Below are 25,512 nucleotides of genomic sequence, written 5' to 3'. Positions count from 1 at the left end.
AGATCTTGCGCAACCACTACAGGTGAAGCACTATAACTGTCGTGGTTGCGATCGCGGCCGCATCCCCAGGACGAAGAGGACCGGTTTGCGCAAGCTCACGTACTACATCGCCTGCACCATCGACGGCTTCATCGGCGACCCCGAGGGCGATGCCACCTCCATGTTCAAGTACACCGACGGGGCGTACATGGCCTGGATGGGTGCCGAATACCCGGAGACCATTCCGACGCAGGGCCGGGAGATGCTCGGCGTCGACGGCGAGAACAGGCACTTCGACACCGTCGTCCAGGGGCTGGGCTCGTACCGGCTCGCCCTCGACATCGGCGTCACCAGCCCGTACAGCCACCTGCGCGAGTTCGTCGCCACCCGCTCGCTCACCGAGTCGCCCCACCCCGACGTCGAGCTGATCGCCGACGACCTCGTCGGCCGGATCCGCGAGCTCAAGGCCGAGGACGGCCCCCTCGACATCTGGCTCTGCGGCGGCTCCACCCTCGCGGGCGAGCTCATCGAGGAGATCGACGAGCTGGTCATCAAGACCTACCCCCAGGTCTACGGCACCGGCATGCCGATGTTCGGCGCCGGCTTCGAGCCCCGCGACTTCGAGCTCGGCGACGTCCGCGCCTTCGACAACGGCGTGCTCGTCCGTACGTACACCAGGAAGCGGTGACAGGCGGCACTGCGCGGGGCGGCCTACCCTGGACGCATGGGTGACGAGGCGCCCCGCACGACGCGGGACCCCCTGGCCGAGCGCCACTGCCCGGCCTGCGGCGAACCGCTCGGCGTGCTGGCCACCCGGCACAAGGTCCTCGGGGCCTGGGTGCCGGAGTGGGAGGTGCAGCCCTGCCGCAATCCGCGGTGCCCGCTGTACGGGGGTGCGGAAGCCGCTACCACGCACGTGACCGGCAAGAACGGCGAGATCGGGAGAAGTCCGGCCACAGGGTGACCGGACGCGCGGCGGAGCCGGTCAGACCGCTACAGTCCGCGCATGTCATCGGAGTCGACAGAAGTCTGGACCGGCTGGTACCGGGACCGCAGCGGCGCGGAAGCGATCGTCATCACGGCCGACGGGCGGCGCGTCGCCACCCGCATCAGGGGGACCGAGTACGCGGGCGAGGGCTTCGCCGCGCTCGCCGCCACCGACGGGGGCGGGCAGGCCCTCACGGGCTGCGTCCTGGAGTGGGACCTGCCGCTCCCCGTCGTCGTCGGCGACACCGCCCAGCAGGCCACGCTGGCCTGCCTGCTGACGCTCGGTGAGCGCGCCGACCTCAGCCTGACCCTGCACTACGGCGGTGCCGCCTTCGAGGCATGCGTCGCCGGGGGCGACTTCGAGGAGGCCCTCGACCGGGTGCGGAGCCAGCTGCCCGCCGGCGCGGACTTCGGCCGCAGGCTCCTCCAGGCCGCCTGAGACCGGGGCGGCGGCGCCCCGGGGAGGGAGCGCCGCCGCCGTGTACGGGGCCTTGCGTCAGCTCTTGAAGGCGGGGCTCTTGAAGGCGGAGGCGAGGCCGTAGCGCCACAGCTGGTCGACGCGGGACCGCTCCTGCGCGTTCGGCTGGGCGTTCTGGCAGGACGTGCCGGGACCGCCGCCCGACATCAACTCGCTGCACGGGCCGCTGTAGTGGTCCGGGAGCCCGAGGACGTGCCCGGTCTCGTGGGCGGTGACCCGGGTCGAGTTGTACTGCTGGTTCTGCCGGTAGTCGAGGAAGATGTAGCCGCTGCCGTGGCCGTCGGTGCTGGCGTACGAGCCACGGGAGTCGTTGCCCTCGTAGTACGCGAAGTCGGGGTTGCCGCCCTCCACGAGCCGGACGTTCGCCACCGAGCTGTTCCATATCTGCGCGGAGCGGGCGATCTGGGTGCGGAAGCTCGGCGCGTCGGCCGTGCTGTAGACGACGGTGACGGCGGTCGCGCCCGGGGTCGCGGCGCGCTTCTTCGCCACCGACTTCACGACGGCCTCGAAGAAGGCCTGGTTGGCCTTGGCCTCCTCGGCCGAACCGGCGTACCCGTGCGTGACGGTGCCCGTGCCGACCGCTGCCGCCGGGGCCGTACCGAGGGAGGCGGCGAGACCGAGACCGAGGGCGGCGGTCAGCACGGAGGTGAGGACCTTGGGGTGGGGCATGGGGGGCTCCTCCTGTTGGGTTTCGGAGAGAGTCTCGGGGCAGCCGACCCCCGCGCGGATGATGCCAACCCCCGATAACCCGAACGCATCACGCGACCAACTCCCTTGGAATGCAAGGTGATTGAGGGGATCCGGGCGTCTGGTGCGACTCCGGGAGCCGCCCTACCCTCGGGGCATGGAGCTGGAGGTGAGACATCTGCGCGCGCTCTGCGCCATCGCGGACACGGGCAGCCTGCACAAGGCGGCCCGCCAACTGGGCATGAGCCAACCCTCGTTGACCACCCAGCTGCGCCGCATCGAGAACTCCCTCGGCGCCGAACTCTTCTCCCGCGGCCGCACCGGCTGCCGCCCCACCCCGCTCGGCCGCTCCCTGCTCAGCCGGGCCCGGCCCCTCGTCGCCGACATGGCCGCGCTCGTCACCGAGACCCGGGCCGCGGCCGCCCGCGCCGACGGCCCCGGACTCCGCGTCGGCTCCACCGCCAGCCGGGCGCTCCCCGGCTGGCTGCGCCGGCTCAGGCAGCGGCTGCCCGGCACGGACGTCGGCCTCCGGGTGGAGGTCTCCGCCAACGCGCTGCTGCGCACGGTCGCCACCGGACAGCTCGACGTGGCCTTCGTGCACGAGGTGGAGGGCTGCCCGTTACGGGTCCCCGAGGGCCTCACGGGCCGGGTCCTCGTCGCCCGCGAACCCCAGTTCGTCTCCATGGCCCCCGACCACCCCGCCGCCGCCCGCCCCGTCGTGGACCTCGCCGACCTCGCCGCCGACCACTGGATGGTCGACCCGACCGTCGACGGCGAATGGGACGGCCTCCGGAGGGTCCTCGGCGCCGCCGGCATCGACCCGCCCCTGCTGCACGGCGACTACCACACGGCCGCCGCGCTCATCGCCCTCGGCGAGGCCGTCGCCCCCTGCCAGCCCACCTCGGGCCCGCGCGAGGACATGGCCATCCGCCCCCTGCGCGGCGACCCGCTGGGCGTACGCCTCCTGCTCTACGCGCGCCCCGGGACGCCCCTGGACGTCCCGTACGCCGAACTCGCGGCGGCCTACCGGGAGGTGGCCCTCCGCGCGGCCCCGTACCGCGAGTGGCTCCGCCGGCAGGGCGCGGCGGCTTTGCTGTCGGTGGGGCCGTGCATGATGACCGTATGAGCGCACGCGAGGCAGAGGTACGGCACGCCCACCCCGAGGACCTGCCCAGGATCGTCCAACTCGTCACCGAGCACGCCGCGTACGAGAAGGCCGCACCCCCGGCCCCCGGCCTCGCGGACCGCCTGGCGGGCCTCCTCTTCGGCACCGAACGGCCCCGCCTCCGCTGCTTCGTGGCCGCCCTCCCCGACGGCACCCTCGCGGGCTACGCCACCTGCGCCCCGGAGCTCTCCACCTGGGACGGCGCGGAGTACCTCCACATGGACTGCCTCTACCTCACGGAGACCTCCCGCGGCCACGGCCTCGGCCCCCTCCTGATCGCCGCCCTCCGCACGGAGGCCCGCACCCTCGGCCTCCCGGAACTCCAGTGGCAGACCCCGGCCTGGAACGAGGACGCGATCCGCTTCTACGACCGCCTGGGCGCCACCTCCAAGGAGAAGCGCCGCTACACCCTCCCGACGGAGGCGGCCCCCGCCCCCTGAACGTGTGGGCCGCGACCCCCGGGGGTGAGTGGCCCCGGTGTGGTGCCCGGGCGCCGCGGGCGGCGCGTGGGCCAATGAGGAGATGACCGAGAGGCCGAGAAGCGGACGACTCCACCAGCTCCTGCGGCGGCGCGACGCGCGGCGCCCCGGCCCGGGACGGGGCGAGGCCGGCGGCCGGCCGCCCTCCCGGATCTCCCTGCTGCTCCTGAGCCTGCCCGGCCTGGCCGCCGTGGCCGCCCTGCTCTTCACCTGGCTCCAGGTGAACCAGACGGGCAAGGAGCTGCGGATCACCGAGCAGGGGCAGATCACCACCCGCTTCAACACCGCGATCGTGAACCTCGGTTCCGGCTCCGTCGACGTGCGGCTGGGCGGGATCTACGCACTCGAACGCATCATGAAGGACTCGCCCCCGGACCAGGGCAGCGTGGTCTCCGTGCTCTCCGCGTACCTCCGACGGCACTCCCCGGTCAGGCCCGGAACCGAGACGTCCGAGACATCCGAGCCGTCCGTCGACGCGAGCGCCGCCATGGAGGTGCTCGTACGGCGACGCCCCGAGTACGACCAGGGCCTCACCGTCCTGCTCACCGGCGTCGACCTGCGGGGCTGGACCCCCGCCCACCCGGTCGCGGCCCGCGGACAGCACGTCATCCACCTCCGCGAGGCGGTGCTCACCGGCTCGGACCTCCGCGGATCCGACTTCACCGCCGCCGACCTGCACGGCGCCCGACTGGACCGCGCCGACCTCGGCGGCGCCTTCGTCATGTTCGCGGACCTCGCGGAGGCCTCGCTCGCCGACGCACGTCTGCAGGGCGCGACCTTCCACGGCTCCGACCTCAGGGACGTCGAGTTCTGCAACGGCCGCTGGGACTGCGCGGACACGACCGAAACCGACTTCTCGGGCGCCGACCTGACGGGCGCCTCCTTCTCCGGCGCCGACCTGCGCAAGGCCTCCTTCTGCACCGACGTCTTCCTCCAGCCGGCCGGCCGCGAGGACCTGACGACCGAGAACCGCTGCGCCCTCCTGAGAACCGCCGCCCTGTCCGGTACCGACCTCACCGGCCTGGACCTCAAGAGCGCCGACCTCACCGAAGCGGACCTGACGGAAGCGAACCTCACCGGCGCCGACCTCACCGACGCCAATCTCACGAACGCCGACCTCACCAAAGCCGACCTCACGCACGCCAACCTCAAGAACGCCAAACTCACCGGCGCCACCCTGACCGGCACCCGCGGCCTGCCCCCGTCCCTCCGCAAGGGCTGACCCCCGTGCCCGGACACACGAAGGGACCCGGCCGCGACGGCCGGGTCCCTTCAGGTGCTCGGGGAGCGAAGGTCAGGCCTTCTTGGTCTCCCAGAAAATGCGGTCGATCTCGGCGATGAGCTCCAGCGCCTTCTCGCCCGTCTTCGGGTCGGTCGACGCCTTGGCGGCCGAGAGGGCCTTCAGGGTGTCGTTGACCAGCTGGTTGAGCTCGGGGTACTTCTCGAAGTGCGGGGCCTTGAAGTAGTCGCTCCAGAGCACCGAGACGTGGTGCTTGGCGAGCTCCGCGCGCTGCTCCTTGATGACCGTGGCGCGGGCACGGAAGTGCGGGTCCTCGTTGGCCAGGTACTTCTCCTGGACAGCCTTGACGGACTCGGCCTCGATGCGGGCCTGGGCCGGGTCGTACACGCCGCAGGGGAGGTCGCAGTGGGCGCTGACCTTGACCTTGGGGGCAAACAGGCGGGAGAGCATTGAGCCGTCCTTCCTCGTGATCGTCTTCTCAGGTGGGAGATTACTCGGTGAGAAGGGCGTTTTCGCGGGCGCCCCCTGGGGCTTAGGTCAAAAGTCCAGGGTCAGGATGGGACGCGTGTACGAGTGGACGAGTGGATCGGGAGGTGCCGGATGGCGCGGTCGGGGCGGGAGCAGGTGGGGGAGGCCGGTGCGCCGTTCGGGATCGCCGAGGTGACGGGCGTCTCGATGGTGCCCACGCTGTTGCACGGCGACCAGCTGCTCGTGCACTACGGGGCGCGGCTGCGGGCCGGGTGCGTGGCCGTGCTGCGGCACCCGCTCCAGCAGGATCTGCTCATCGTGAAGCGGCTGATCGAGCGACGTGACGGCGGCTGGTGGGTGCTCGGTGACAATCCGGACGCCGAGGGGGACAGCCGGGTCTTCGGGGCCGTACCGCCCGAGCTGGTTCTCGGGCGGGTGCGGGCGCGGTACCGGCCGGTGACGCCGGGGCGTCAGCGTTCGGCGGGAGTGGTGATCTCCTGGCTGGTGTCCGCGGTGAGGCCGGTCCGGTCCGTCCGCTCGGCCTCCTGGCGCTTGCGGGCCCGGTAGGCGGCCACGTTGGCGCGGGTCGCGCAGCGGTCCGAGCAGTAGCGGCGGGAGCGGTTCGTGGAGGTGTCCAGGTAGGCGTTGCGGCAGGGCGGCGCCTGGCAGAGGCCGAGCCGGTCCGCGCCGAACTCCGTCAGGTGGAAGGCGAGGCCCATCGCCGAGATGGCGGCGTAGCCCGTGGTCGCGTTCGAGGAGTGGTCGGCGAGGTGCATGTGCCAGCGGGGCCGGCCCTCCTCGTCGAGGGTCTCGTGGCCGGAGATCTGCGGGCTGACCGGGAACTCCAGGAGGAGGGAGTTGAGGAGGTCGACCGCCCCCGTGTGGTCGCCCTCGTCGGCCGCGGCGAAGACAGCCCGCAGCCGGGCGCGCACCGCGCGGAAGCGCGGCAGGTCGGCCTCGGTGACCCTGCGGGCCATCTGGGTGGCGGGGCCGAAGAGCTCCCGTACCACCTCGACGGAGGTCAGGGTGTCCTTGCCGCGGGCCGGCTCCTCGGTGTTGACCAGGCGTACGGCGAAGTCCGAGTAATGGGCCAGTTCCACTTGTAGTCCTTACTTCGGCGGGCTAGTGTCTCGACCGGAGGGGGTAACGGCTGTTTCCCCTTCGAGGGTATTACGAATGGTAGGACCGACGCGGGGAGGAACGACCATGACCGGAACCGACTGGGCGGGCTGGCAGCGGAGCTGGGACCGTCAGCAGGAGTGGTACATGCCGGACCGTGAGGAGCGGTTCCGCGTGATGCTCGACATGGTCGAGGCGCTGGTGGGGCCGAAGCCCCGCGTCCTCGACCTCGCGTGCGGTACGGGAAGTATCACGAGCCGGCTGCTCCGGAGGTTCCCCGACGCCACCAGTGTCGGTGTCGACCTCGACCCGGCCCTCCTCGCCATCGCCGAGGGCTCCTTCGCGGGCGACGAGCGCGTCACCTTCGTCACCGCCGACCTCAAGGACCCCGCGTGGGCCGCGAGCCTGCCGTACGACACGTACGACGCCGTCCTCACCGCCACCGCCCTCCACTGGCTCCACAGCGGGCCCCTGGAGGCCCTCTACGGGCAGCTCGCCGGTCTCGTGCGCGAGGGCGGGGTCCTCATGAACGCCGACCACATGATCGACGAGAGCACGCCCCGCATCAACGCCGCCGAGCGCGCCCGGCGGCATGCCCGGATGGACCGGGAGAAGGCCGCCGGGGTCCTCGACTGGGCCGACTGGTGGGCCCTCGCCGCCGCGGACCCGGTCCTCGCCGGGCCCACCGCCCGCCGCTTCGAGATCTACGGCGAGCACGCCGACGGCGACACGCCCTCCGCCCGCTGGCACGCCGACACGCTCCGCGCCGCCGGCTTCGGCGAGGCCCGTCCCGTCTGGGCCTCGCCCTCGGACACCCTCCTCCTCGCCGTGAAGTAGCCGGGAGGGAAGGGGAAGGGAGAGGGGCGGTACGGGAGATCCCGTACCGCCCCTCTCCGCGCGCCTTACAGCACCTTCGACAGGAACGCCTTCGTCCGGTCGTGCTGCGGGTTCGTCAGGACGTCCCGCGGGTTGCCCGACTCGACCACCACGCCGCCGTCCATGAAGACCAGCGAGTCGCCGACCTCACGGGCGAAGCCCATCTCGTGCGTGACGACGACCATCGTCATGCCCGACTCGGCCAGGTCCCGCATGACGTCGAGGACGTCGCCCACGAGCTCCGGGTCGAGCGCCGAGGTCGGCTCGTCGAAGAGCATCAGCTTCGGCTCCATCGCCAGCGCGCGGGCGATGGCCACGCGCTGCTGCTGGCCGCCGGAGAGCTGCGAGGGGTAGTTCCCCATCTTGTCCCGCAGGCCGACCCGGTCGAGCAGGCGCTCGGCCCGCTCGCGCGCCACCGCCTTGGACTCGCCCTTCACCTGGATGGGCGCCTCCATGACGTTGGCCAGGGCCGTCATGTGCGGGAAGAGGTTGAAGCGCTGGAAGACCATGCCGATGTCACGGCGCTGGACCGCGACCTCGCTGTCCTTCAGCTCGTAGAGCTTGTCGCCCTTCTGCTTGTAGCCCACCAGCTGGCCGTCGACGGACAGGCGGCCGCCGTCGATGCGCTCCAGGTGGTTGATGCAGCGGAGGAAGGTCGACTTGCCGGAGCCGGAGGGGCCGACGAGGCAGAAGACCTCGCCGTTCTGCACCTCCAGGTCGATGCCGCGGAGGATGTGGGCCGCGCCGTAGGACTTGTGGACGCCTTCGGCCTTGACCATGGGTGCGCCGGTCATGCCATACCCCCGGGGGAACGCTTGAAGGTGGTGATGTTCGCCTTGACCCGCTGGAACGGGGTGGGAGGCAGGTTGCGCGTCGCACCGCGGGCGAAGCGGCGCTCCAGGTAGTACTGGCCGACGCTGAACACGCTGGTGAGCGCGAGGTACCAGATGGAGGCCACGAAGAGCATCTCCATCACGGCGCCGGCCGTGTTGCCGATGTTCGACGAGGCGCGCAGGAGCTCGGTGTACTGCACGGCCGAGACCAGCGAGGAGGTCTTCAGCATGTTGATGAACTCGTTGCCCGTCGGGGGCACGATCACCCGCATGGCCTGCGGCAGGACGATCCGCCACATGGTCTTCGTCTGCGACATGCCGAGCGCGTGCGCCGCCTCGGTCTGGCCCTCGTCGACCGACTGGATGCCGGCGCGGACGATCTCCGCCATGTAGGCGCCCTCGTTCAGGCCGAGGCCGAGCAGGGCCACCATGAACGGCGTCATGACGTCCACGGTCTCGTCCTTGTAGATCGGACCGAGGTTGATGTAGTGGAAGATCAGCGACAGGTTGAACCACACCAGCAGCTGCACGTACACCGGGGTGCCGCGGAAGAACCAGATGTAGAGCCAGGAGACCGCGCCGGTCACCGGGTTCTTGGAGAGCCGCATCACGGCGAAGACGATGCCGAGGACGAGGCCCAGTGCCATGGCCGAGACGCTGATGATGATGGTGTTCCACATGCCGCTGATCACGGACGGGTCGAACACCTTGTCCCGGACCGTGGCCCAGACGACGTCGCCCTGCGAGAAGGCGTAGACGAGCCATCCGAGGAGGGCCACGACGATCACGCCGCTGACCCAGCGGCCGTAGTGCCGCACGGGGATGGCCTTGATCGCCTCGTACGGGACGCCCGAGGGGGTGGGACCGGCCGGAGCGGCGGCCGGTTCCTTGCTGATCTTGTCAGTCATGACGACTGCCCTTCAGTGGTACGAGGAGAGGTCACTTGCCGGCGTTGACGGTGGCCGACTTGACCGCGCTGTCCTCGACGTTCCACTTCTTCAGGACCTCAGCGTACGAGCCGTCCTTGATGATGGCGTCGAGCGCTTCCTTGACGGCGTCGCGGAGCTGGGTGTTGTCCTTCGAGACGCCGATGCCGAAGAGGCCGACGTCGCTCTGGTTGCCGGTGACCTCGAAGTCCTTGCCGCCGCCCGAGGTCTTCGCGATGTACGAGGCGACCGGGTAGTCGTTCAGGTCGGCGACCGCGCCGCCCGCCTTCACACGGGTCTGGGCCTCGGCGTCGGTGTCGAAGGCCTGGATGGTCAGCTTCTTGTCGCCGCACTTGGCGGCCTGCGCCTTGAAGGTGTCCTCGTAGATCGTGCCGCGCTGGACGGCGACGGTCTTGCCGCAGAGGTCGTCCAGGGAGTTGATGCCCTGCGGGTTGCCCTTCTTGACCAGGAGGGAGACGCCGGAGCTGAAGTAGTCGACGAAGTCGATGCCCTTGCCGATCTTCTTCCCGCTGTCGTCCAGGCCCTCCTGGCGCTTCTTGTTGTCCGTCATCGCGGACATGATCAGCTGCTGGCGGCCGGTGTAGATCGAGGTGATCAGGCCGTCGAAGGTGCCGGAGACGAACTCGAACCTGACGCCGAGCTGCTTGCTGAGGGCCTCCCCGAGATCCGGGTCGATGCCGACGATCTTGCCGCCGTCGGTGTACTCCATCGGGGCGTACGAGGCGTCCGTGCCGACCTTGATGACACCCGACTTCTGGATGTCGGCGGGGAGCTTCGAGAAGAGCGGGGCCTTGCCGGCGGAGGCCGAGCCGGTCTCCTTCGGCGTGTTCGCGCTCTCGGTCTGGTCGCCGCAGGCGGTCAGAAGCATCGAGCCGGCGACCGCGATGGCGGCGACCGCGGCAAGACGGGACGTGCGGGTCTTGGCGGTCGTACAACGCGTGGAGCGTGCGGTCATGGTCGGGTTCCTCCGGCGTGTGAAGTGCTGCCAGGTGGTCGCGTACACATCTTCGAGTGTCGCGACCTCGTGTGATTACGGCATCTTGCCATTCGGACTGCCACAAACCGACGGCCTCGGATGTCAAAATCGGATAACGGGTGACCCCGAAATCGCTACAGGCCGGTACATCAAGGCCGGATCTTCTTCGGAATCCTTTCCCCGTCGCCGGAAAATCTGCGGTTCATCTCGCCATTCGGACGATGGGAAGGCCGCCAATCGGGTGCGGAAAGCATCTATCGGGACATCGGGTGACGTGTCGTTCTCCGTCCGCGTCCGGATGCGCTCGGTATGAGTCGCGTCACCGAATGGTTATGGACTCGTCTGCGGTGCCGTCCGTCCGGTAAGAAGGATCCTTACACCCCTCATCCGGGGCTCAGGGCGCGTTGTGCGGCGCGCCCGCGCGGCTGCCAGACACGGCGGCCGCGGGACCCGCCCACCGCTCCGCATCAGGAGCGGCCAACCCTCAACTGAAGCAGACTTAAGGGGTCAACCCAATGGCAGCGGAGATCGTCAATCCTCGCAATGACAGTGGTACGGAAGGAGCTCCCGAGGAGCCCTTCGATCCTGTCTTCGCCCTTCACCGGGGCGGCAAGATGGCCGTGCAGGCCACCGTTCCCGTCCGGAACAAGGACGACCTGTCCCTCGCGTACACGCCCGGCGTCGCCAAGGTGTGCACCGCGATCGCGGAGCAGCCCGAGCTGGTCAACGACTACACCTGGAAGTCCCAGGTCGTGGCCGTCGTGACCGACGGCACGGCGGTGCTCGGCCTCGGCGACATCGGCCCGGAGGCCTCCCTCCCGGTCATGGAGGGGAAGGCCATCCTCTTCAAGCAGTTCGGCGGCGTGGACGCGGTCCCGATCGCCCTGGCCACCACGGACACCGACGAGATCGTCGAGACCGTCGTCCGCCTCGCCCCGTCCTTCGGCGGAGTGAACCTGGAGGACATCTCGGCCCCGCGGTGCTTCGAGATCGAGCGCAAGCTCCAGGAGCGCCTCGACATCCCGGTCTTCCACGATGACCAGCACGGCACGGCCATCGTCACCCTGGCGGCCCTCCGCAACGCGGCGAAGCTGACCGGGCGGACCCTCGGTGACCTGCGCGGTGTCATCTCCGGCGCCGGCGCGGCCGGTGTGGCCATCGCCAAGTTCCTCCTGGAGGCCGGCCTCGGCGACGTCTGCGTCGCCGACCGCAAGGGCATCGTGAGCCGCGACCGCGAGGACCTCACGGACGTCAAGCGCGAGATCGCGGAGCTCACCAACAAGGCGGGCCTCAGCGGCTCCCTGGAGAGCGCCCTGGCCGGCGCGGACGTCTTCATCGGCGTCTCCGGCGGTACGGTCCCCGAGGCGGCCGTCGCCGCCATGGCCCCGAACGCCTTCGTGTTCGCCATGGCCAACCCGAACCCCGAGGTCCACCCCGACGTCGCGCACAAGTACGCGGCCGTCGTGGCGACCGGCCGTTCGGACTACCCGAACCAGATCAACAACGTCCTCGCGTTCCCCGGCATCTTCGCCGGTGCGCTCCAGGTCCGGGCCTCCCGGATCACCGAGGGCATGAAGATCGCCGCGGCCAACGCCATCGCGGACGTGATCGGCGACGAGCTCGCCGCCGACTGCGTGATCCCGTCGCCGTTCGACGAGCGGGTCGCCCCGGCCGTCGCGGCCGCGGTCGCCGCCGCCGCCCGCGCCGAGGGCGTCGCGCGCCGCTGACGCGCTCTCCGTACGCCGAAGGGCCCCGTTCCTGTCCCCCGCAAGGGCAGGGCGGGGCCCTTCGGGCTGTACGGGGGTGGTGGTACGGGTTGTGGGGCGTTCTCGTACGGGGACGGGGCGCGGGGCGTTGGTGCGGGGGCGGGGCGCGGGGCGTTGGTGCGGGTGGGGCGCGTGTCACCGGGTGGGGCGCGTGTCGCCAGGTGGGGCGCGCGTCACAGTGGGGTGCGGTTCCGTCACGCACCCGAGGGCCCCTAGGGTCGGGGCCATGTTCGCTGCCTACGCTGCCCGAATCGACCGCGACCAGCCCCTGAACGGCCTTGAGTTGGGCGAACGCCCCGAGCCCGAGGCGCGTCCCGGCTGGACCACCGTCACCGTCAAGGCCGCCTCGCTCAACCACCACGACCTGTGGTCGCTGCGCGGGGTCGGACTGCCCGAGGAGAAGCTGCCGATGATCCTCGGCTGCGACGCCGCCGGCATCGACCAGGACGGCAACGAGGTCGTCCTGCACTCCGTCATCGGCCAGACGGGCCACGGCGTGGGGCCGGACGAGCCCCGCTCCATCCTCACCGAGCGCTACCAGGGCACCTTCGCCGAGCGGGTCACCGTGCCCTCCTGGAACGTGCTGCCCAAGCCGAAGGAGCTGTCCTTCGAGGAGGCCGCCTGCCTCCCCACCGCCTGGCTGACCGCGTACCGCATGCTCTTCACCAACGCCGGCGTGCGGCCCGGGGACTCCGTGCTCGTGCAGGGCGCGGGCGGCGGTGTCGCCACCGCCGCGATCGCCCTCGGCAAGGCGGCCGGCCTGCGGGTCTTCGCCACCAGCCGCGACGAGGCCAAGCGCAAGCGGGCCGTCGAGCTCGGCGCCGTCGAGGCGTACGAGCCGGGCGCGCGGCTCCCGCAGCGGGTGGACGCCGTCATCGAGACCGTCGGCGCCGCCACCTGGTCGCACTCGGTCAAGTCGCTGCGGCCCGGCGGCACGATCGTCATCTCGGGCGCCACGAGCGGCGACCGCCCCTCGCATGCCGAGCTGACCCGGATCTTCTTCCTGGAGCTGAAGGTCGTCGGCTCGACGATGGGCTCCAAGGACGAGCTGGAGGACCTGCTGTCCTTCTGCGCGGCCACGGGCGTCCGGCCGGTGATCGACGAGGTCCTGCCCCTGGGCCGGGCCCGGGAGGGCTTCGAGAAGATGGCCTCCGGCGAGCTCTTCGGGAAGATCGTTCTGAAGACCTCGTGACGACCTCTTGATACGGGTCGGTCGACCTGATGAGATCTCCGGCACGCGAAACGTGAACATCTCTCACCTTGTCGTGCCGGAGGTCCACCTTGTTGCGCACCACCCTCGCGGCGACCGTCGTCGTCGCCGCTCTCCTCGCCCCGACCGCCGCCCGAGCGGAGACCGGTGGTGACGCGATCCCCGCCCTCACCGACGCCCGCGGCCGGGTCCTCACCCTCCGCGGCTGGAACCTCGCGGACAAGTCGCACAGCGGCGACGCCGCCCTCTCCGCGATCACCGAGAAGCACTTCCGGGACATGCGGGCCAAGGGCTACAACACGGCCCGGCTCCTCGTCTTCTGGGACGACCTGGAACCCCGCCCCGGTCAGTACAGCCAGTCCTACCTCCGCAAGATCGAACGGGTCCTCGACTGGGCCGCGAAGTACGACGTCAAGGTCGTCCTCGACGCCCACCAGGACGTCTTCGGGCCCGCCTTCGGCTCGCGGGGCATACCCGCCTGGGCCACCAGGACCGACGGGCTGCCCTTCACCCCGCACCCCGACGACTGGTTCTCCGAGTACTTCGAGCCCGCCGTCCAGCGCGCCTTCACCCACCTGTACGAGGACGAGGACCTCCAGCGCGCCCAGGCCCGCATGTGGCGGGTGCTCGCCGCCCGCTTCGAGCACCACCCGGCCGTGCTCGGCTACGACCCGATCAACGAGCCGATGGGCGAGTTGCGCGAGGGCGAGGACCTGGCGACGGCCGCCCGGCGCATCGAGCGGGACCAGATCACCCCGATGTACAACCGGATCGCGGACCAGATCCGTTCGGTCGACAAGGACGGGTGGATCTTCGTCGAGCCGACCCCGATCGTGGGCGAGGGCGTGCCCACCGGGCTGGGGAGGATCGACGACCCGAAGGTGGCCTACGCCCCGCACTTCTACAACGGCGTGATGGAGGCGGGCGGCGACTACGACCCGTCGGCCCGCTGGATCGAGAACTACGAGGCGGCGGTCACCCAGTACCCGAAGGAGTACAAGGTCCCCGTGGTCGTGGGCGAGTGGGGGCCGCTCAACAACTCCCTTCCGAACATGAACCGTTTCTACCGCGAGGCCATGGCCTCGCTCTCCCGCTACAGCTCCGGCTGGACCGGCTGGGAGTGGTGCTACGGCGGCGGCTACTGCGCCGTGGACGCCACCGGGGCCTTCCGCGCGAACAAGGAGCTGACCGCCGAGCCGTACGCGGAGGCGGTAGCGGGCACGGTCCGCTCCGCCGCGTACGACCCCGGGGCCGGGGTCTACCGCCTGTCGTACGACGCGGCCGGCCCGCGCGGCTCCCGCGTCACCGAGCTCTCCCTGCCGTCCGGCGACTGGCGCGTGACCGCCCGCGGCGGCGCCCTGGTCCTCCGCAAGGACCGCACCCGGGCCTGGATCCTCGCGACCCCGAACGCCCATGTGACGGTCACCGCCACCCGCGACTGACGAACCCGCCCCGCGACCCGTCACCGGGGCCGGGCCCGGTGACGGTGCGGTCTGGATTGGTCCCGTGGCCGGTCTCCCGGTCGGGCCCCGGTCGGTCCCGCGGTCGGTCTCCCGGTCGGGCCCAGATCGGTCCCGGTCGGGTCCAGTGCCCTGGCCCGGGGCCGTCACCCTGGCCGGGTTCGGTGGGCCCGGTCGGTCGGGCGGACGGCCTGGGGCGGGTTTCAGGCCCGGCCGGTCAGGCCTTCCGCTCGGAGTTCAGGAGGCCCGTGATGCGGAGGGCCGCCGTCGACAGGTGGTGGCGGGTCTCGGTCAGCTGGTCCTCGGTCACCCCGTGGTCGCGGGCCGCGTCGCGGATCTCGTCGCGGAAGCGGTCGAGGAGCCGGTCGAGGTCGCGGGCCGGGTCGCCCGTGCTCGCCGCGTCCCGCGCCCACTCCGGTGCCTCGCCGCCCGTGCCCGCCGTGTCCCGCGCCCATTCCGGCGCCCCGTCGGTCGGGGTCTTCGTGAACGGCGAGTCCTGGGAGGCGGCCTTCGGGTGGGTCGTGCCCGCCACGAGGTCGCCGAGCTGGGCCGTGATCCCCGAGATGCCCTCCCAGACGCCCTTGGGCCAGTCGCCCCGCAGGAACCGGTCCTGGACCTCCTCCTGCACCTGCTGGGCGACCCGCTGGAACTCCTTCGCCTGGCGCCGCGCCGATCTGGCCTCCTCGCGGGCCTCGCGGGCCTGCTGCTTCCACTCCTGCTTGAACCGGCGCATCTCCTCCTTGGCCTCGGCGAACGAGGGGGGATCCACCGTGCGGCTCTGTCCCGCCGCGGCGCGCATCTCGCTGCGCACCCGCCCGGCCGCGCCCCGCACGTCGTCCCGGATCTCCGCCGCCAGCTCCGAGACCGACTCGCGGATCTCCCGCTCCAGGTCCTCCAGTTCGGCGCCGCGCGCGGCCACCTCGGCGCGGCCGGCGTCGGTGATCGAGTAGACCTTGCGGCCCCCCTCGCTGGCGTGGGTGACGAGGCCCTCGGCCTCCAGCTTGGCGAGGCGCGGATAGACCGTGCCGGCCGAGGGCGCGTACAGCCCCTGGAAGCGCTCCTCCAGGAGCCTGATCACCTCGTACCCGTGGCGGGGGGCCTCGTCGAGCAGCTTGAGCAGGTAGAGGCGGAGGCGTCCGTGGGCGAAGACGGGCGGCATGTCAGAGCACCTTTCCGGTCGCGGAGGAAGTGGACGAGGAGGCGGACGGGGCGGCGGCGTCGCCGTCCTCCTCGGGCTCGGGGCGGCGGAGCAGGGCGATGGAGCCGGAGACGGTGGTCGCCTTGAGCGTGCCCCGGCCCGAACCGAGCGTGCCGGTGATGGACTTGGCGCCCCACTGGCCGCCCACCCGCAGGTCCTCGAAGGCGTTCGACACGGCGCCGCTCGTCGTGCTGGCCTCGACGCGGGCGTCGGCCGGGTGCGGCAGCCGGATGGCGACCTCGCCGGAGACGCTGGTGAGCCGGATGTCGGCGGGCGGCCCGTCGAGCCGGGCCGGGTCGAGGTCGATGACCATGTCGCCGCTGACCGTGTCGGCCTTCACGGAGGAGCCCGCGCCCTCGATCACCGTCACGTCGCCGGTCACCGAGTTGACGCGCAGGGCTCCGGTGACCGACTGGGCCTCCAGGTTCCCCGAGACGCTCTCGGCGCGGACCGGGCCGGAGAGCCCGAGGAGGGTGGTGTCGCCCGTGACCCCGCGCACCTCCGTACGCCCTCTGATCCCGGTGACGACCGCCTCGGCGCCGACCACGCCCACCTCGACGTCGACGCCCGCGGGGACGGCGACGGAGACGACGGCCTTCCGGCGCCGGTACTCCTTGCGCTCGAACCACTTGAGGATGCCCTTCCAGTGGAGGTCCTCGTAGGTCACGGTCAGGGTGGAGCCGTCCTGCGTCACGATCAGCGGCGGACCCTCGATCTCGGAGATCTCCAGCCGGGTGGAACTCTCTTCCGTCCCCACCACGTTCACCGCGCCGTTGACGATGCGGACCTGGAGTCGTGTCACCGGCTCGGTCGGAGCCAGCTTCGTCGGCTCGGTGACGGACCACTCTGTCATGGTGCTGACCTCCCGTATCGGCAACGCAACATATCGCGTCTCTCGATAGACACGATATATCTCGGTTCGATGGAGTCAACCCTGACTCTTCCCTGACGGGGTGGGGGGTAATGTGCGACTTAACTGGACAAAATGTCCTAGCGTAAGGCCCATGAACGCGACATCCGGACCGCACCCCGCCGGAGCCCTGCTGCTCTGCCGTGCCGAACCCCAGGCGGTCCGGCCGCCCGCCCACCTCCTGCGGGAACAGCTGCTCCTCGCCCCCGCCGGAGCCGAATGGAGCGTGCTCGTACCGGAGGGGAAGCCCTGGCTGCACGGCGGGGAACCCGTCGAACAGGTCGTCACCGGCTGGGCCACCGCCCTCGCCGTCTCGGCCGCGGGGTGGCCCGTCGTCGCGCTCTGGTGGGACCGCGACCGGGCCGGCCTCACGCTCGCCGTCGGCTTCCGCCGTACGGTCGGCTACACCTGGCTCGCGGACGGCACCCCCGTCGGCGAGGACGAGGCCATGCGCACCTTCGCCGCCCGGCTCGCCCTCGACCCCGTCCTGGACGTACAGGCCCTCGAACCGCTCACCGCGCCCGACCCGGACGCCGACGCCCACACCCGGCTCCTCGGCGTCGTCGCGGTCCTCGCCCGCGCCGGACTCGCCCTGCCCACCGGAATCGTCCCCGGCGAGAGCGCCGACCGGCTCCGCTCCGTCGCCCTCGCGCAGGGCGCCGAGCAGCTCGAATGGTCGGGCTGGAGAGACGCCGTGCGCGCCGAGCTCGACGTCGTGGAGGGCGGTCCCCTAGGCCCGTACCTGCGCGGCCCCAAGGCGCGCGTACTGAGCGGGGCGCAGCTCCTCGCGGGGGTGCCGCTGCTGCTCTGGGGCGCCGGCCGGCGCAGCGGCGGCTGGGCGACGGCCGGGGCGCTGCTCGTCGCGCACGGCGCGCTCGGGCTCGCCTACGACCGGCTGCGGGAGCGGTGACCCCGCAGCCGGGGAAGGTTCCTACTCGTCGTCGTCCTCGTCGTCGTCCAGACGGGCCAGCCAGGTCGCGAGGCGCTCGACCGGCACCTCGAAGTCGGGGTTGAGATCGACGAAGGTCCGCAGCTGCTCGGCGAGCCACTCGAAGGTGACCTCCTCCTCGCCGCGCCGCTTCTCCAGTTCCTCGATGCCACGGTCGGTGAAGTACATGCGATCAGGATAGGCCGTACCCCTCCCGTCCCCTGTCGCCCGTCAGTCCCACCGATTAGCCTTCTGGATCCAACATCGCTTCGGGGAGCGGGGGCCGCTGTGGCACACGGGATCGCTCGGATTCGACTGGACGACGGCACGCCCGTCTGGGCACGGGTCAGCGACGCGGAGGAGCTCGGCAGAGGCGGCGGCTTCCAGGACACCGGAGTCAGGGACCGGGTGGTCTCGATGGCCGGCGGGCTCACGGACGTGGTGCGCGGGGTCGTCGGCTCCCTGCGGGCCGGCCTCGACCCGGAGGGGTCGGTGGAGGTCGCCGTCAGCTTCGGCATCGAACTGTCCGCGCAGTCCGGCAAGGTGATCGGCGTCCTCGCGGACGGCGCGGGCAAGGCCTCCGTGAACGTCTCCCTCACGTGGACCGAACCGGGCCGTACGGCCGCACAGGAGACAGCGGCTGCTCAGACGGCCACGGATCCACAGGCGGCAACGGCTGCGCAGACGGCAACGGATTCACAAGCGACGACGGCTTCCCGGACGGAGCAGGACGGATCCGTGGCGGTGTCCGCACCCGAGGGCGCGGAACCGCGCTCAGGCATCGGCCCGCAGCGGCGCCCGGCGGCCGATGGCGCCGCATGAGCGCCTTCGACGCTCTCGTGCGCCCCGCACTCGTACGCATCGGGGCTCCTGACAGCGGGTATGACCGGGACGGCGACCGGTTCTGGGGCACCGGCTTCTTCATCGCCCCCGGATGGGTGCTGACCTGCGCCCATGTCGTGGCCGAGGGGGGTGGAGCGGTGTGGAGGAATGAGCCGGCCGTCGGCATCACCTGGCAGGACGGCAGGGACACGCGCCGGTCCAGGGGCACGGTGGTGCTCGCCCTGCCCCGGCCCGAGGACCCCGACGTGCGCCCCGAGCCCTGGGGCTTCCCCGACGTCGCACTCGTGCGCGTGCCCGGCACGCACAAGGCCTCCTGCGTCATGCTCGCCGACCGGCCTCCGGACCTGACCACCAAGGTGGGCCTGCACGGCTGGTCCCGGGAGACCGGGGAACTGGGCATCCGTCAGGTCCACGGCGAGCTGAGCGGTGTGGACGCCCACGCCCTCGTGACGAAGGAGGTGCTGCCCGTCGAGGGCTGCTCCGGCGGCCCGGTCGTCGACGACGTCACGGGCGCCGTGATCGGCTTCAACAAGGGGCGCTGGTCCCACCAGGGGGCCCTCGTCCCCCTCGCCGTACTGCGCCGCCTGCACGACGCGCCGGGGGGCGAGCACTGGGCCGAGGCCCTGCGTGACCACGACCGCCACCACCTCGACCACTACCTCCATTCGCTGGACTACGAATCCGACTGGACGCGCGTGCAGGAACGGGAGCGGGAGCGGCTCGGCACCCCGCAACCGCTGAGCCCGAAACTGCGCATCCGGCTGCGGGGACAGCTCGCCGCGCTGCCCCCGCCGATCAACCCCGGCGAGATCATGGACCTGGTCGACCGGGTCAAGGCCTGGATCAGGAACACCACCGCCCCGGACGCGTTCGAGGACGATCCGCGGACGTGGAGCGAGGGCGCCGCCCTGCTGTACAGGCTGCGCGCGCCCGACCGCGGCGATCCGGGCGATCCCGGCCTCGACGCCGTGCTCCTGTACGCCGCCCATGTCGTCCGGCGGGTCTCCGGGCGCCCCGGCGGTCTCGGCGGCGCGGCCGACTTCCGGAAATGGATCATCGACCTGGCCGCGGACGCGGGTCCGTACCTCCGCCGCGAGATCGACGACCTGATCGGCCCCGGCAGTTCGGCGGCCCTCGCCCACGTACGCGAGCGCCGGGCACGCGCGGACGTGCTCCTGGAGATCGACACGCCCCGCTGGGACCGGCGCTACCCGTGGCGCGTGAAGCTGCTCCGCGACGGGCACATGGTCACCCCGCTCCACGGCGACGACCGCGGCGTCGAGCGGGCCCAGCTCAAGGAGACCCTGCGCGGGCCGCTCGCCGAGGCCCTCCGGCTCGGCGACAACGGGCCGCACCTGGCCTCCGTGGAGGCCGTGCTGCCGCGCGAGCTCTTCGACGAACCGCTCGACACCTGGCGGCTCGACCCCCCGAAGGGCCCCGACGAGACGTGGGGGCCCACCACCCTCGGGCAGCGCCGCATCGTGGTCATCCGGGACGCCCGGCGCCACGGCAAGGAGCCGTCGCCCGAGTGGCGGGCGCGCTGGGAGGCCGGGGAACGAGGGCCGCTGCGCGCGGCCCCGCTGCGCGCCGAGGTGCCCGGTGCGGGCCCGGACGCCCACACCGCGCGCGTGCGCCGGGAGAGCCCGGACGAGACGCGCGAGCGGCTCCGCCGGGCCGAGGGCGGCACCGTTCCCGTCTACTGCGGCCCGGTGGGCAGCGGGGACGGGCTCATGGCGATGAACGCGGCCCTGGCCGCCGGCCATCCGCTGGCCCTCTGGCGGACCGGTGCCCACGACCACACCGACTGCGCGGCCTTCCACGTGGAGGCGGACTGGCTGCTCGCGGACGCGCGCACCGCCCACGGGCTCGGCGAGCCCATCCGCTCCCTGCGCGCCCTGGTACCGGAGCGGCCCGACCTCGCCTGGGCGGAGACCATCGCCGTCCTGTACGACCCGCCCGACCGCCCCCCGCACGCCGGCCGCCTGGAGGTCCCGCCGCTGCTCGGCGAGGAGGACCCGTGACGCCGGCCCGGCACGCCCCGACCGCGCCCCGGCACGCCCCGACCGCGCCCCGGCCACCGAGCCCGTCCGGCCCGGCCCGTCCCATGGGCCCGGCTCCCGCACACGGCCCGTCCGCCCCGGTCCGTCGTACGGCCCAGGTTCCCGCAGACCGCCCGTCCGCCCCGGTCCGCCGTACGCCCCCGGCCCCGGCACACGGCCCGTCCAGCCCCGTCCGCCCCGCGCGCACGGGCCCGTCACAGCCTCCGTCCACCCTCGTTCGTCCCGTGGGTCCGGCAGTTCACGACTCCGTCGGGGACGACCGGAATGGGGGTCGGCAGGGGTGGTGCGCGGGCGGTACGTTCGACGGGCCCGGCCGGGACATCACAGCCAGGAGGAGTCCATCGTGAACGATTGGCGGATCTACCGTGGGGCCGGGCATCCGCACGACGAGATACGGCGGTTGCCCGCTCCGCCGCCCTGGCGGGACTTCTCGGCGGGGGGCGCGGACGACACCCTGGCCGGCTCGGACCGGCGGCTCGGCGTCAAGCGGAGGCTGGTCCAGAACCACCACCCCCGGCCCGCGGAGACCGACGCCGTCAACGCCGCCCTGTACCTGCGGCGGCCGCTCCTGGTCACCGGCAACCCGGGCACCGGGAAGTCGACCCTCGCGCACGCCGTCGCGCACGAGCTGCGGCTCGGCCGGGTGCTGCGCTGGCCGATCGTCAGCCGTTCCACCCTCCAGGACGGCCTCTACCGGTACGACGCCATCGGCCGCCTGCAGGACGTCCAGTTGGAGCGCGCCCAGGCCGGCGCGTCCGACTCCGCCGCCGCGGCCCCGGCCGGGATCGGCTCGTACATCCGGCTCGGACCGCTCGGCACCGCGCTGCTCCCCTCCGAGCAGCCCCGCGTGCTGCTCATCGACGAGCTGGACAAGAGCGACCTCGACCTGCCCAACGACCTCCTGAACGCCCTGGAGGAGGGCGAGTTCGCCATCCCCGAGCTGGAGCGGCTCGCCGACCGGGAGCCCGTCGTCGAGGTGCTCAGCGACGACGGTCGCAAGGTGCCGGTGTACGGCGGCCGGATCCGCTGCACCACCTTCCCCTTCATCGTGCTCACCTCCAACGGCGAACGGGACTTCCCCGCCGCCCTGTTGCGCCGCTGCATCCGCCTGGAGCTCGAACCGCCCGGCGAGGAGCAGCTCGGCGCCATGATCGAGGCCCACCTCGGGCCCGACGCCGTCGCGGGCGACGGCGAACAGGGCCTCGTCCAGCGCTTCCTGAACCGGGAGCCGGGCGAGGTCATCGCCACCGACCAGCTGCTCAACGCGCTCTACCTCACCCAGCACGCCTCCCGCGCCGAGCGGGTGACCAGGGAACGCATCGCGGAGATGCTCATGCAGCCGCTCGATCAGCCGAGGTGATGACCGGATGCCCCGGACGCCCCGGATGCCTCTGGAGGAGCTGACCCGCAGACTCCGGGCGGGCGGCGCGGACCCGTCCGCCGAGGCCGTCGCGGACGCGCTCTGGCTTTCCCAGTGGCTGCCGGAACCGGAGGATCCTGATCCGGAACCGCCGTCCCGCGCGGACGGCGGGAACGCGGACGGCGGGGGCACGGGGACCGCCCGACCCGCCGACGAGGGGCTAGATCCGGCCAATCGCGAGGAGAAGCCCGGACGCACGCCCGCGCGTACCGGAGGCGGCGAGTCCGTCGGCATCCACATGCGCGGCGGAGCCGCCCCGGCGGACGGAGCGCGCGGCGGCGTCGACGGGGGTACGGGGCGGGGCGCGGCCCTGCCCGTCCGCGCGCCCGGCGCCAACGCCCTGCCCGGACTCCTCGGCCTCCAGAAGGCCCTGCGCCCGCTGCGGGGGTACGCGCCCGCCCCGCCGCGCCCCGGCGAGGGGACCCTCGACGAGGAGGCCACCGCCGAGCGCAGCGCCGCCGCCGGCATCCTCACCCCGGTCCTGCGCCCCGCCGCCGGCCGCCGCCCCGACATCCAGCTCCTCATGGACACCGGCCCCGCCATGGTCGTCTGGGACCGCATGGTCGAGGAGCTGCGCCAGGCCTGCCAGCAGTCCGGCGCCTTCCGCGACGTCCAGGTGCACCGGCTGTACGACACCGGCGAAGGGCCGCCGCTCGTCACCACCACCAGCGGCACCGACGGCAGACCGCGGCTCCGCCCCGTCGACCAGCTCCACGACCCCACCGGACGCCGCTTCACCCTCATCGTCAGCGACTGCGTCGGCCCGCTCTGGCAGCGCGGCGCCGCCCAGCGCTTCCTGCGCCAGTGGCCCCGCCACTCCCCGCTCGCCCTCGTCCAGCCGCTGCCGCCGCGCCTCTGGCCGCGCACCGCGCTCCCCGCCGAACCGGGCACCTTCCAGCGTTCCGCCGCCTCCCGCGGCCCCGCCGCCTTCCGCTCCGACGACGAACCCTGGGCGGCCCCCGACCCGGCCCGGCGGGCCGTGCCCGTGCTCACCCCCACCCCCGAGGCCTTCGCCTCCTGGGCCCGCCTCCACACCGGCCACGGCGGCGACACCGTCCGCGGCTGGGCCGCCCGGCTCGCCCCCGAGCCGGCGCGGCCGCAGCCACCGCGGCAGCCGCAGACACCCCGGGCGCCCCGCACCCCCCGCGCCGACGAGGAACTCCTGCACGCCTTCCGGGCCGGCGCCTCGCCCGGCGCGCTCCGTCTCGCCGTCCACCTCGCGGCGGCCCCGCTCACCCTCCCCGTCATGCAGCTCGTCCAGCGCGCGATGCTGCCCGACACCGGACCCATGGAGCTGGCCGAGGTCCTGCTCAGCGGGCTCCTGCGCCGACTGCCCGGCCCCGCCCCGTACCCCTGCTTCAGCTATCCGCCCGGCATCCAGCAGTTCCTGCTCGGCTCGCTCGATCCCGGCGCCGCCGCCCTCGTCCTCAAGCACTGCTCGGAGTACGTGGAACGCAACTTCGGCCAGGGCACGCGGAACTTCCCCGCGCTCGCCGCCGCCCGGCTCGCCGGCCACGGCCACGGCGCCGGAGAGGGCGGACCCGGCCTCGCCGCCCAGCCCGACGGGACCGACGACCCCCACGGCCCCGAGGACGCCGAGGCGGAACTGTTCGCCCGCATCCCCGCGCGCGTGCTCCGCTTCTACCACCCCGACCTCGTCACCCCCGACCCCCTCACCGAGGCCCGCCGCCTCCTCGACCAGGGACGCGCCCAGTCCGACCCCGCCCTCCTCGCCGCCGCCCGCGAGCGGGCCGAGGAGGCGCTGCCCACCGCACCCGTCGAGGCCCGGATCCTCCTCGGCCGCATCCTGTACGCGGAGGCGGGCACCGGGGCCGTCCGGCGCGCGGGCCGCCGCCCCGAGCTCCTCGGCCAGGCCGCCGACGCCCTCGTCCACGCCGGGAGTCGGGCCCGGCCCGGAGACGACGGGTGGGCCGAGGCCCGCCTCGAACGGGCCGTCGTCCACCACGCCCTGTGGCAGGAGACCGGGGACCCCCGGCAGCTCGACACCGCCCTCGCCGCCCTCGCCGGGGACGCGGACCAGTGGCCCCCGGCCGCCCGGCCCACCCTGCACCTGCGTCGGGGGCGGCTGCTCCTGGCGCGCGGCGACGGCGCCGCCGCGGCCGAGGAGCTCACCGTCGCCCTCGCCCTGGGGGAGAGCGCCGCCGTCCTGCTCGACCTCGCCGACGCCCTGTACCTCGCCAAGGCCGGACCGGACCGCGTCGCCCCCGTCCTCGACCGGGCGGAGGCCCTCCTCGGCGACGGCCACGCCCTGAGGCTGCGTCACGCCGTCGCCCGCGCCCGCCTGTACGAGGCCACCGGCGACGGAGCGGGGACGGACCAGGCGTACGAGGAGGCCACCCTGCTCGCACCCGCCGGGAGCGCGCAGCGCGGCGGGCTGCTGCTCGCCTGGGGCGAGTCCCTGCTGCGCCGCGCCGCCGCCGGCACCGGGACCCGGCCGGTCGACCGCGCCGAGTCCGTGCTGCGCGAGGCCCTCACCTGCCTCCCCGCCAGGGCCGCCGCCCGCGAGCGGGCCCGGATCCTCATCGGCAGCGTGCTCGCCCTGCGCTTCGACCGCGCGGGCTTCCTGCCGGACCTGTACGAGAGCCGCCACCTCCTCGACGAGGCCGTCCGCGCCACCCCCGACCCCGCCGTCCGGGCCGAGGTCCGGCTCCAACTGGGCTGGACGCAGCTGCAGCTGAGCGAGGCGGCGAGGGACGGGCAGCTCGTCGACGCCCTCACCGCCTTCCGCCTCGCGGCCGACGACAGCCGCGCCGCCCACGGCGACACCCCCGGCACGGTCACCCTGGCGCGGGCGCTCCACGCCCAGGGGGCGGTGCTGTACCTGATGGACCGCGTCGGCCACGCCGTGACCGTCCTGGAACAGGCCGCCGAGCAGTGGCGCCGCCTCGACGGCATGCTGGTGCCCGTCGACTGGGCGGACGTGGAACGGACCAGGGCCCTGCTCGCCGAGGCGAACGCCGACCCCCGCCCGCGACCGGACCGCCTCTCCCGCGAGGAACGGCGCCGGATCGCGCCGCCCTGGTGGGCCTGGCGCGAAGGGGAATCGGAACGGCTTGATAACGGGGGCGCGCATGGGCGCAGTTGAGTCGAACGGGTTTCTGGCTTTCGGACGTCGGGAAGAACCGCTCCGCCGCTACGACCGTGGGGGACAAGGGCCGGTGAGGAGGAGCCGAGGGTGTTGGAGCACACGAAGCGGGTCGCAGGCGTCGACCGGGGCGGCGAGCGGCCATGGGGCCTGCCCGACCTCGTCGGCGTGGACCTGCGGACCTTGCGCTTCATGGACGATCCCGAGCTGGCGGCCGCCGTCGAGCGGGTGCTCTGGCATCCGCAGGAGCTGGAGCCTTCCTGGTTCGTCGAGAGCGGCGGGGACAAGGTCGACGGCTGACCTCCGGTGCAGCGGCCACGCCGACCGCCCCTTTTCGGTCAGATGCGCGCCACCCGCCGCAGGCCCACGGAGGCGGG

26 protein-coding genes are annotated in these 25,512 nt (G+C 72.8%); 17 read left to right on the top strand and 9 right to left on the bottom strand.

The window, feature by feature from the left end; translation table 11 throughout:
• Window positions 1–85: 85 nt before the first annotated feature.
• Genes ACH4TP_RS01430 through ACH4TP_RS01420 form a run of 3 tightly spaced genes read left to right on the top strand, consistent with a single transcriptional unit; the run spans window position 86 to window position 1,405 of the window.
• Complete coding sequence (locus tag ACH4TP_RS01430; RefSeq protein ID WP_389231441.1) at window positions 86–667, top strand: dihydrofolate reductase family protein; 582 nt, start codon at window positions 86–88, stop codon at window positions 665–667.
• A 36-nt stretch (window positions 668–703) separates the two neighbouring features.
• Complete coding sequence (locus ACH4TP_RS01425) at window positions 704–943, top strand: hypothetical protein (protein WP_398189274.1); 240 nt, start codon at window positions 704–706, stop codon at window positions 941–943.
• A 42-nt stretch (window positions 944–985) separates the two neighbouring features.
• Window positions 986–1,405: a DUF6304 family protein gene (locus ACH4TP_RS01420; RefSeq protein ID WP_389231434.1), complete on the top strand. Its 420-nt coding sequence runs from the start codon at window positions 986–988 to the stop codon at window positions 1,403–1,405.
• Window positions 1,406–1,462: 57 nt separating this feature from the next.
• Here ACH4TP_RS01420 and snpA read toward each other — a convergent pair whose 3' ends face one another.
• Window positions 1,463–2,113, bottom strand: a complete 651-nt coding sequence (gene snpA, locus ACH4TP_RS01415) for a snapalysin (RefSeq protein WP_398435176.1) — start codon at window positions 2,111–2,113, stop codon at window positions 1,463–1,465.
• Between the two features lie 175 nt (window positions 2,114–2,288).
• Here snpA and ACH4TP_RS01410 point away from each other — a divergent pair, with 175 nt between their 5' ends.
• The 3 genes from ACH4TP_RS01410 to ACH4TP_RS01400 all read left to right on the top strand — a co-directional run bounded on the left by ACH4TP_RS01410 (window position 2,289) and on the right by ACH4TP_RS01400 (window position 4,997).
• Window positions 2,289–3,257, top strand: coding sequence for a LysR family transcriptional regulator (locus ACH4TP_RS01410; protein ID WP_398435174.1), 969 nt, complete (start codon window positions 2,289–2,291; stop codon window positions 3,255–3,257).
• Window positions 3,254–3,736 carry a GNAT family N-acetyltransferase gene (locus ACH4TP_RS01405; RefSeq protein ID WP_398435172.1) on the top strand — a complete coding sequence of 161 codons (483 nt, stop codon included), beginning with the start codon at window positions 3,254–3,256 and terminating at the stop codon, window positions 3,734–3,736. The genes ACH4TP_RS01410 and ACH4TP_RS01405 overlap by 4 nt, the downstream gene beginning before the upstream one ends.
• Window positions 3,737–3,818: 82 nt before the next feature.
• Window positions 3,819–4,997 (top strand): pentapeptide repeat-containing protein, encoded by a 1,179-nt coding sequence (locus ACH4TP_RS01400; protein WP_398435170.1) that lies wholly within the window; start codon window positions 3,819–3,821, stop codon window positions 4,995–4,997.
• Between the two features lie 72 nt (window positions 4,998–5,069).
• On the opposite strand, the gene sodN is transcribed toward ACH4TP_RS01400, so the two are convergent.
• Complete coding sequence (sodN, locus tag ACH4TP_RS01395; RefSeq protein WP_041131199.1) at window positions 5,070–5,465, bottom strand: superoxide dismutase, Ni; 396 nt, start codon at window positions 5,463–5,465, stop codon at window positions 5,070–5,072.
• A 150-nt stretch (window positions 5,466–5,615) separates the two neighbouring features.
• Here sodN and sodX point away from each other — a divergent pair, with 150 nt between their 5' ends.
• Window positions 5,616–6,050 (top strand): nickel-type superoxide dismutase maturation protease, encoded by a 435-nt coding sequence (gene sodX / locus ACH4TP_RS01390; RefSeq protein WP_389231392.1) that lies wholly within the window; start codon window positions 5,616–5,618, stop codon window positions 6,048–6,050.
• On the opposite strand, the gene ACH4TP_RS01385 is transcribed toward sodX, so the two are convergent.
• Window positions 5,954–6,583 (bottom strand): CGNR zinc finger domain-containing protein, encoded by a 630-nt coding sequence (locus tag ACH4TP_RS01385; protein WP_398189235.1) that lies wholly within the window; start codon window positions 6,581–6,583, stop codon window positions 5,954–5,956. The two genes, sodX and ACH4TP_RS01385, sit on opposite strands and share 97 nt — an antisense overlap.
• A gap of 106 nt (window positions 6,584–6,689) precedes the next feature.
• Between ACH4TP_RS01385 and ACH4TP_RS01380 the strand changes: the two genes are divergently transcribed.
• Entirely contained in the window at window positions 6,690–7,439 is a 750-nt protein-coding gene (locus ACH4TP_RS01380) for a class I SAM-dependent methyltransferase (protein WP_389231386.1), read from the top strand.
• 65 nt (window positions 7,440–7,504) lie between these two features.
• On the opposite strand, the gene ACH4TP_RS01375 is transcribed toward ACH4TP_RS01380, so the two are convergent.
• Genes ACH4TP_RS01375 through ACH4TP_RS01365 form a run of 3 tightly spaced genes read right to left on the bottom strand, consistent with a single transcriptional unit; the run spans window position 7,505 to window position 10,213 of the window.
• On the bottom strand, window positions 7,505–8,272 hold the full coding sequence (locus tag ACH4TP_RS01375; protein WP_389231383.1) for an amino acid ABC transporter ATP-binding protein: 768 nt from the start codon (window positions 8,270–8,272) through the stop codon (window positions 7,505–7,507).
• A complete protein-coding gene (locus ACH4TP_RS01370; RefSeq protein ID WP_389231380.1) occupies window positions 8,269–9,219 on the bottom strand; it encodes an amino acid ABC transporter permease in 951 nt (316 codons plus the stop codon). Before ACH4TP_RS01370 ends, ACH4TP_RS01375 begins: the two co-directional genes overlap by 4 nt.
• 31 nt (window positions 9,220–9,250) lie before the next feature.
• Complete coding sequence (locus ACH4TP_RS01365) at window positions 9,251–10,213, bottom strand: ABC transporter substrate-binding protein (protein WP_398189230.1); 963 nt, start codon at window positions 10,211–10,213, stop codon at window positions 9,251–9,253.
• Between the two features lie 536 nt (window positions 10,214–10,749).
• On the opposite strand from ACH4TP_RS01365, the gene ACH4TP_RS01360 reads away from it, so the two are divergent.
• From ACH4TP_RS01360 to ACH4TP_RS01350, 3 genes are all read left to right on the top strand, one after another.
• A complete protein-coding gene (locus ACH4TP_RS01360) occupies window positions 10,750–11,961 on the top strand; it encodes an NADP-dependent malic enzyme (RefSeq protein WP_389231374.1) in 1,212 nt (403 codons plus the stop codon).
• A 265-nt stretch (window positions 11,962–12,226) separates the two neighbouring features.
• The gene (locus ACH4TP_RS01355) at window positions 12,227–13,192 is read left to right on the top strand and encodes a zinc-binding dehydrogenase (RefSeq protein WP_398435166.1); all 966 of its coding nucleotides are present in this window, start codon (window positions 12,227–12,229) and stop codon (window positions 13,190–13,192) included.
• 89 nt (window positions 13,193–13,281) lie between these two features.
• Complete coding sequence (locus ACH4TP_RS01350) at window positions 13,282–14,652, top strand: cellulase family glycosylhydrolase (RefSeq protein WP_398435164.1); 1,371 nt, start codon at window positions 13,282–13,284, stop codon at window positions 14,650–14,652.
• A gap of 235 nt (window positions 14,653–14,887) precedes the next feature.
• Here the strand turns inward: ACH4TP_RS01350 and ACH4TP_RS01345 are convergent, their stop codons facing one another.
• On the bottom strand, window positions 14,888–15,829 hold the full coding sequence (locus ACH4TP_RS01345; RefSeq protein WP_398435162.1) for a helix-turn-helix transcriptional regulator: 942 nt from the start codon (window positions 15,827–15,829) through the stop codon (window positions 14,888–14,890).
• Window position 15,830: 1 nt separating this feature from the next.
• Window positions 15,831–16,721, bottom strand: a complete 891-nt coding sequence (locus ACH4TP_RS01340; RefSeq protein WP_398189223.1) for a DUF4097 family beta strand repeat-containing protein — start codon at window positions 16,719–16,721, stop codon at window positions 15,831–15,833.
• Window positions 16,722–16,872: 151 nt separating this feature from the next.
• Between ACH4TP_RS01340 and ACH4TP_RS01335 the strand changes: the two genes are divergently transcribed.
• Entirely contained in the window at window positions 16,873–17,688 is an 816-nt protein-coding gene (locus tag ACH4TP_RS01335; RefSeq protein ID WP_398435160.1) for a hypothetical protein, read from the top strand.
• A 21-nt stretch (window positions 17,689–17,709) separates the two neighbouring features.
• Here the strand turns inward: ACH4TP_RS01335 and ACH4TP_RS01330 are convergent, their stop codons facing one another.
• Window positions 17,710–17,895, bottom strand: a complete 186-nt coding sequence (locus tag ACH4TP_RS01330) for a DUF6104 family protein (protein ID WP_024761804.1) — start codon at window positions 17,893–17,895, stop codon at window positions 17,710–17,712.
• Window positions 17,896–17,994: 99 nt separating this feature from the next.
• Between ACH4TP_RS01330 and ACH4TP_RS01325 the strand changes: the two genes are divergently transcribed.
• The 5 genes from ACH4TP_RS01325 to ACH4TP_RS01305 all read left to right on the top strand — a co-directional run bounded on the left by ACH4TP_RS01325 (window position 17,995) and on the right by ACH4TP_RS01305 (window position 25,435).
• Window positions 17,995–18,528 (top strand): CU044_2847 family protein, encoded by a 534-nt coding sequence (locus tag ACH4TP_RS01325; protein WP_398435158.1) that lies wholly within the window; start codon window positions 17,995–17,997, stop codon window positions 18,526–18,528.
• On the top strand, window positions 18,525–20,570 hold the full coding sequence (locus ACH4TP_RS01320) for a trypsin-like peptidase domain-containing protein (RefSeq protein WP_389231353.1): 2,046 nt from the start codon (window positions 18,525–18,527) through the stop codon (window positions 20,568–20,570). Before ACH4TP_RS01325 ends, ACH4TP_RS01320 begins: the two co-directional genes overlap by 4 nt.
• A gap of 382 nt (window positions 20,571–20,952) precedes the next feature.
• Entirely contained in the window at window positions 20,953–21,969 is a 1,017-nt protein-coding gene (locus ACH4TP_RS01315) for an AAA family ATPase (protein ID WP_398435156.1), read from the top strand.
• Window positions 21,970–21,976: 7 nt separating this feature from the next.
• Window positions 21,977–25,135, top strand: a complete 3,159-nt coding sequence (locus ACH4TP_RS01310; RefSeq protein WP_398435154.1) for an SAV_2336 N-terminal domain-related protein — start codon at window positions 21,977–21,979, stop codon at window positions 25,133–25,135.
• 90 nt (window positions 25,136–25,225) lie between these two features.
• A complete protein-coding gene (locus tag ACH4TP_RS01305; protein ID WP_389231344.1) occupies window positions 25,226–25,435 on the top strand; it encodes a hypothetical protein in 210 nt (69 codons plus the stop codon).
• Window positions 25,436–25,512: the final 77 nt, after the last annotated feature.

The sequence above is a fragment of the Streptomyces sp. NPDC021012 genome, from assembly GCF_044333355.1.
In the GTDB taxonomy this organism is placed as follows: domain Bacteria; phylum Actinomycetota; class Actinomycetes; order Streptomycetales; family Streptomycetaceae; genus Streptomyces.
The sequence above is the reverse complement of the archived record's forward strand: the minus strand, read 5'-3'. Positions and strand labels throughout refer to the sequence as shown.

Coding starts and splice junctions, on each gene's coding strand:
- ACH4TP_RS01365 (WP_398189230.1), bottom strand. CDS start 10,213: ATGACCGCACGCTCCACGCGTTGTACGACCGCCAAGACCCGCACGTCC.
- ACH4TP_RS01330 (WP_024761804.1), bottom strand. CDS start 17,895: ATGTACTTCACCGACCGTGGCATCGAGGAACTGGAGAAGCGGCGCGGC.
- ACH4TP_RS01380 (WP_389231386.1), top strand. CDS start 6,690: ATGACCGGAACCGACTGGGCGGGCTGGCAGCGGAGCTGGGACCGTCAG.
- sodX (WP_389231392.1), top strand. CDS start 5,616: ATGGCGCGGTCGGGGCGGGAGCAGGTGGGGGAGGCCGGTGCGCCGTTC.
- ACH4TP_RS01335 (WP_398435160.1), top strand. CDS start 16,873: ATGAACGCGACATCCGGACCGCACCCCGCCGGAGCCCTGCTGCTCTGC.
- ACH4TP_RS01410 (WP_398435174.1), top strand. CDS start 2,289: ATGGAGCTGGAGGTGAGACATCTGCGCGCGCTCTGCGCCATCGCGGAC.
- ACH4TP_RS01400 (WP_398435170.1), top strand. CDS start 3,819: ATGACCGAGAGGCCGAGAAGCGGACGACTCCACCAGCTCCTGCGGCGG.
- ACH4TP_RS01370 (WP_389231380.1), bottom strand. CDS start 9,219: ATGACTGACAAGATCAGCAAGGAACCGGCCGCCGCTCCGGCCGGTCCC.
- ACH4TP_RS01375 (WP_389231383.1), bottom strand. CDS start 8,272: ATGACCGGCGCACCCATGGTCAAGGCCGAAGGCGTCCACAAGTCCTAC.
- ACH4TP_RS01360 (WP_389231374.1), top strand. CDS start 10,750: ATGGCAGCGGAGATCGTCAATCCTCGCAATGACAGTGGTACGGAAGGA.
- ACH4TP_RS01420 (WP_389231434.1), top strand. CDS start 986: ATGTCATCGGAGTCGACAGAAGTCTGGACCGGCTGGTACCGGGACCGC.
- ACH4TP_RS01355 (WP_398435166.1), top strand. CDS start 12,227: ATGTTCGCTGCCTACGCTGCCCGAATCGACCGCGACCAGCCCCTGAAC.
- ACH4TP_RS01320 (WP_389231353.1), top strand. CDS start 18,525: ATGAGCGCCTTCGACGCTCTCGTGCGCCCCGCACTCGTACGCATCGGG.
- ACH4TP_RS01340 (WP_398189223.1), bottom strand. CDS start 16,721: ATGACAGAGTGGTCCGTCACCGAGCCGACGAAGCTGGCTCCGACCGAG.
- snpA (WP_398435176.1), bottom strand. CDS start 2,113: ATGCCCCACCCCAAGGTCCTCACCTCCGTGCTGACCGCCGCCCTCGGT.
- ACH4TP_RS01405 (WP_398435172.1), top strand. CDS start 3,254: ATGAGCGCACGCGAGGCAGAGGTACGGCACGCCCACCCCGAGGACCTG.
- ACH4TP_RS01310 (WP_398435154.1), top strand. CDS start 21,977: ATGCCCCGGACGCCCCGGATGCCTCTGGAGGAGCTGACCCGCAGACTC.
- sodN (WP_041131199.1), bottom strand. CDS start 5,465: ATGCTCTCCCGCCTGTTTGCCCCCAAGGTCAAGGTCAGCGCCCACTGC.
- ACH4TP_RS01425 (WP_398189274.1), top strand. CDS start 704: ATGGGTGACGAGGCGCCCCGCACGACGCGGGACCCCCTGGCCGAGCGC.
- ACH4TP_RS01345 (WP_398435162.1), bottom strand. CDS start 15,829: ATGCCGCCCGTCTTCGCCCACGGACGCCTCCGCCTCTACCTGCTCAAG.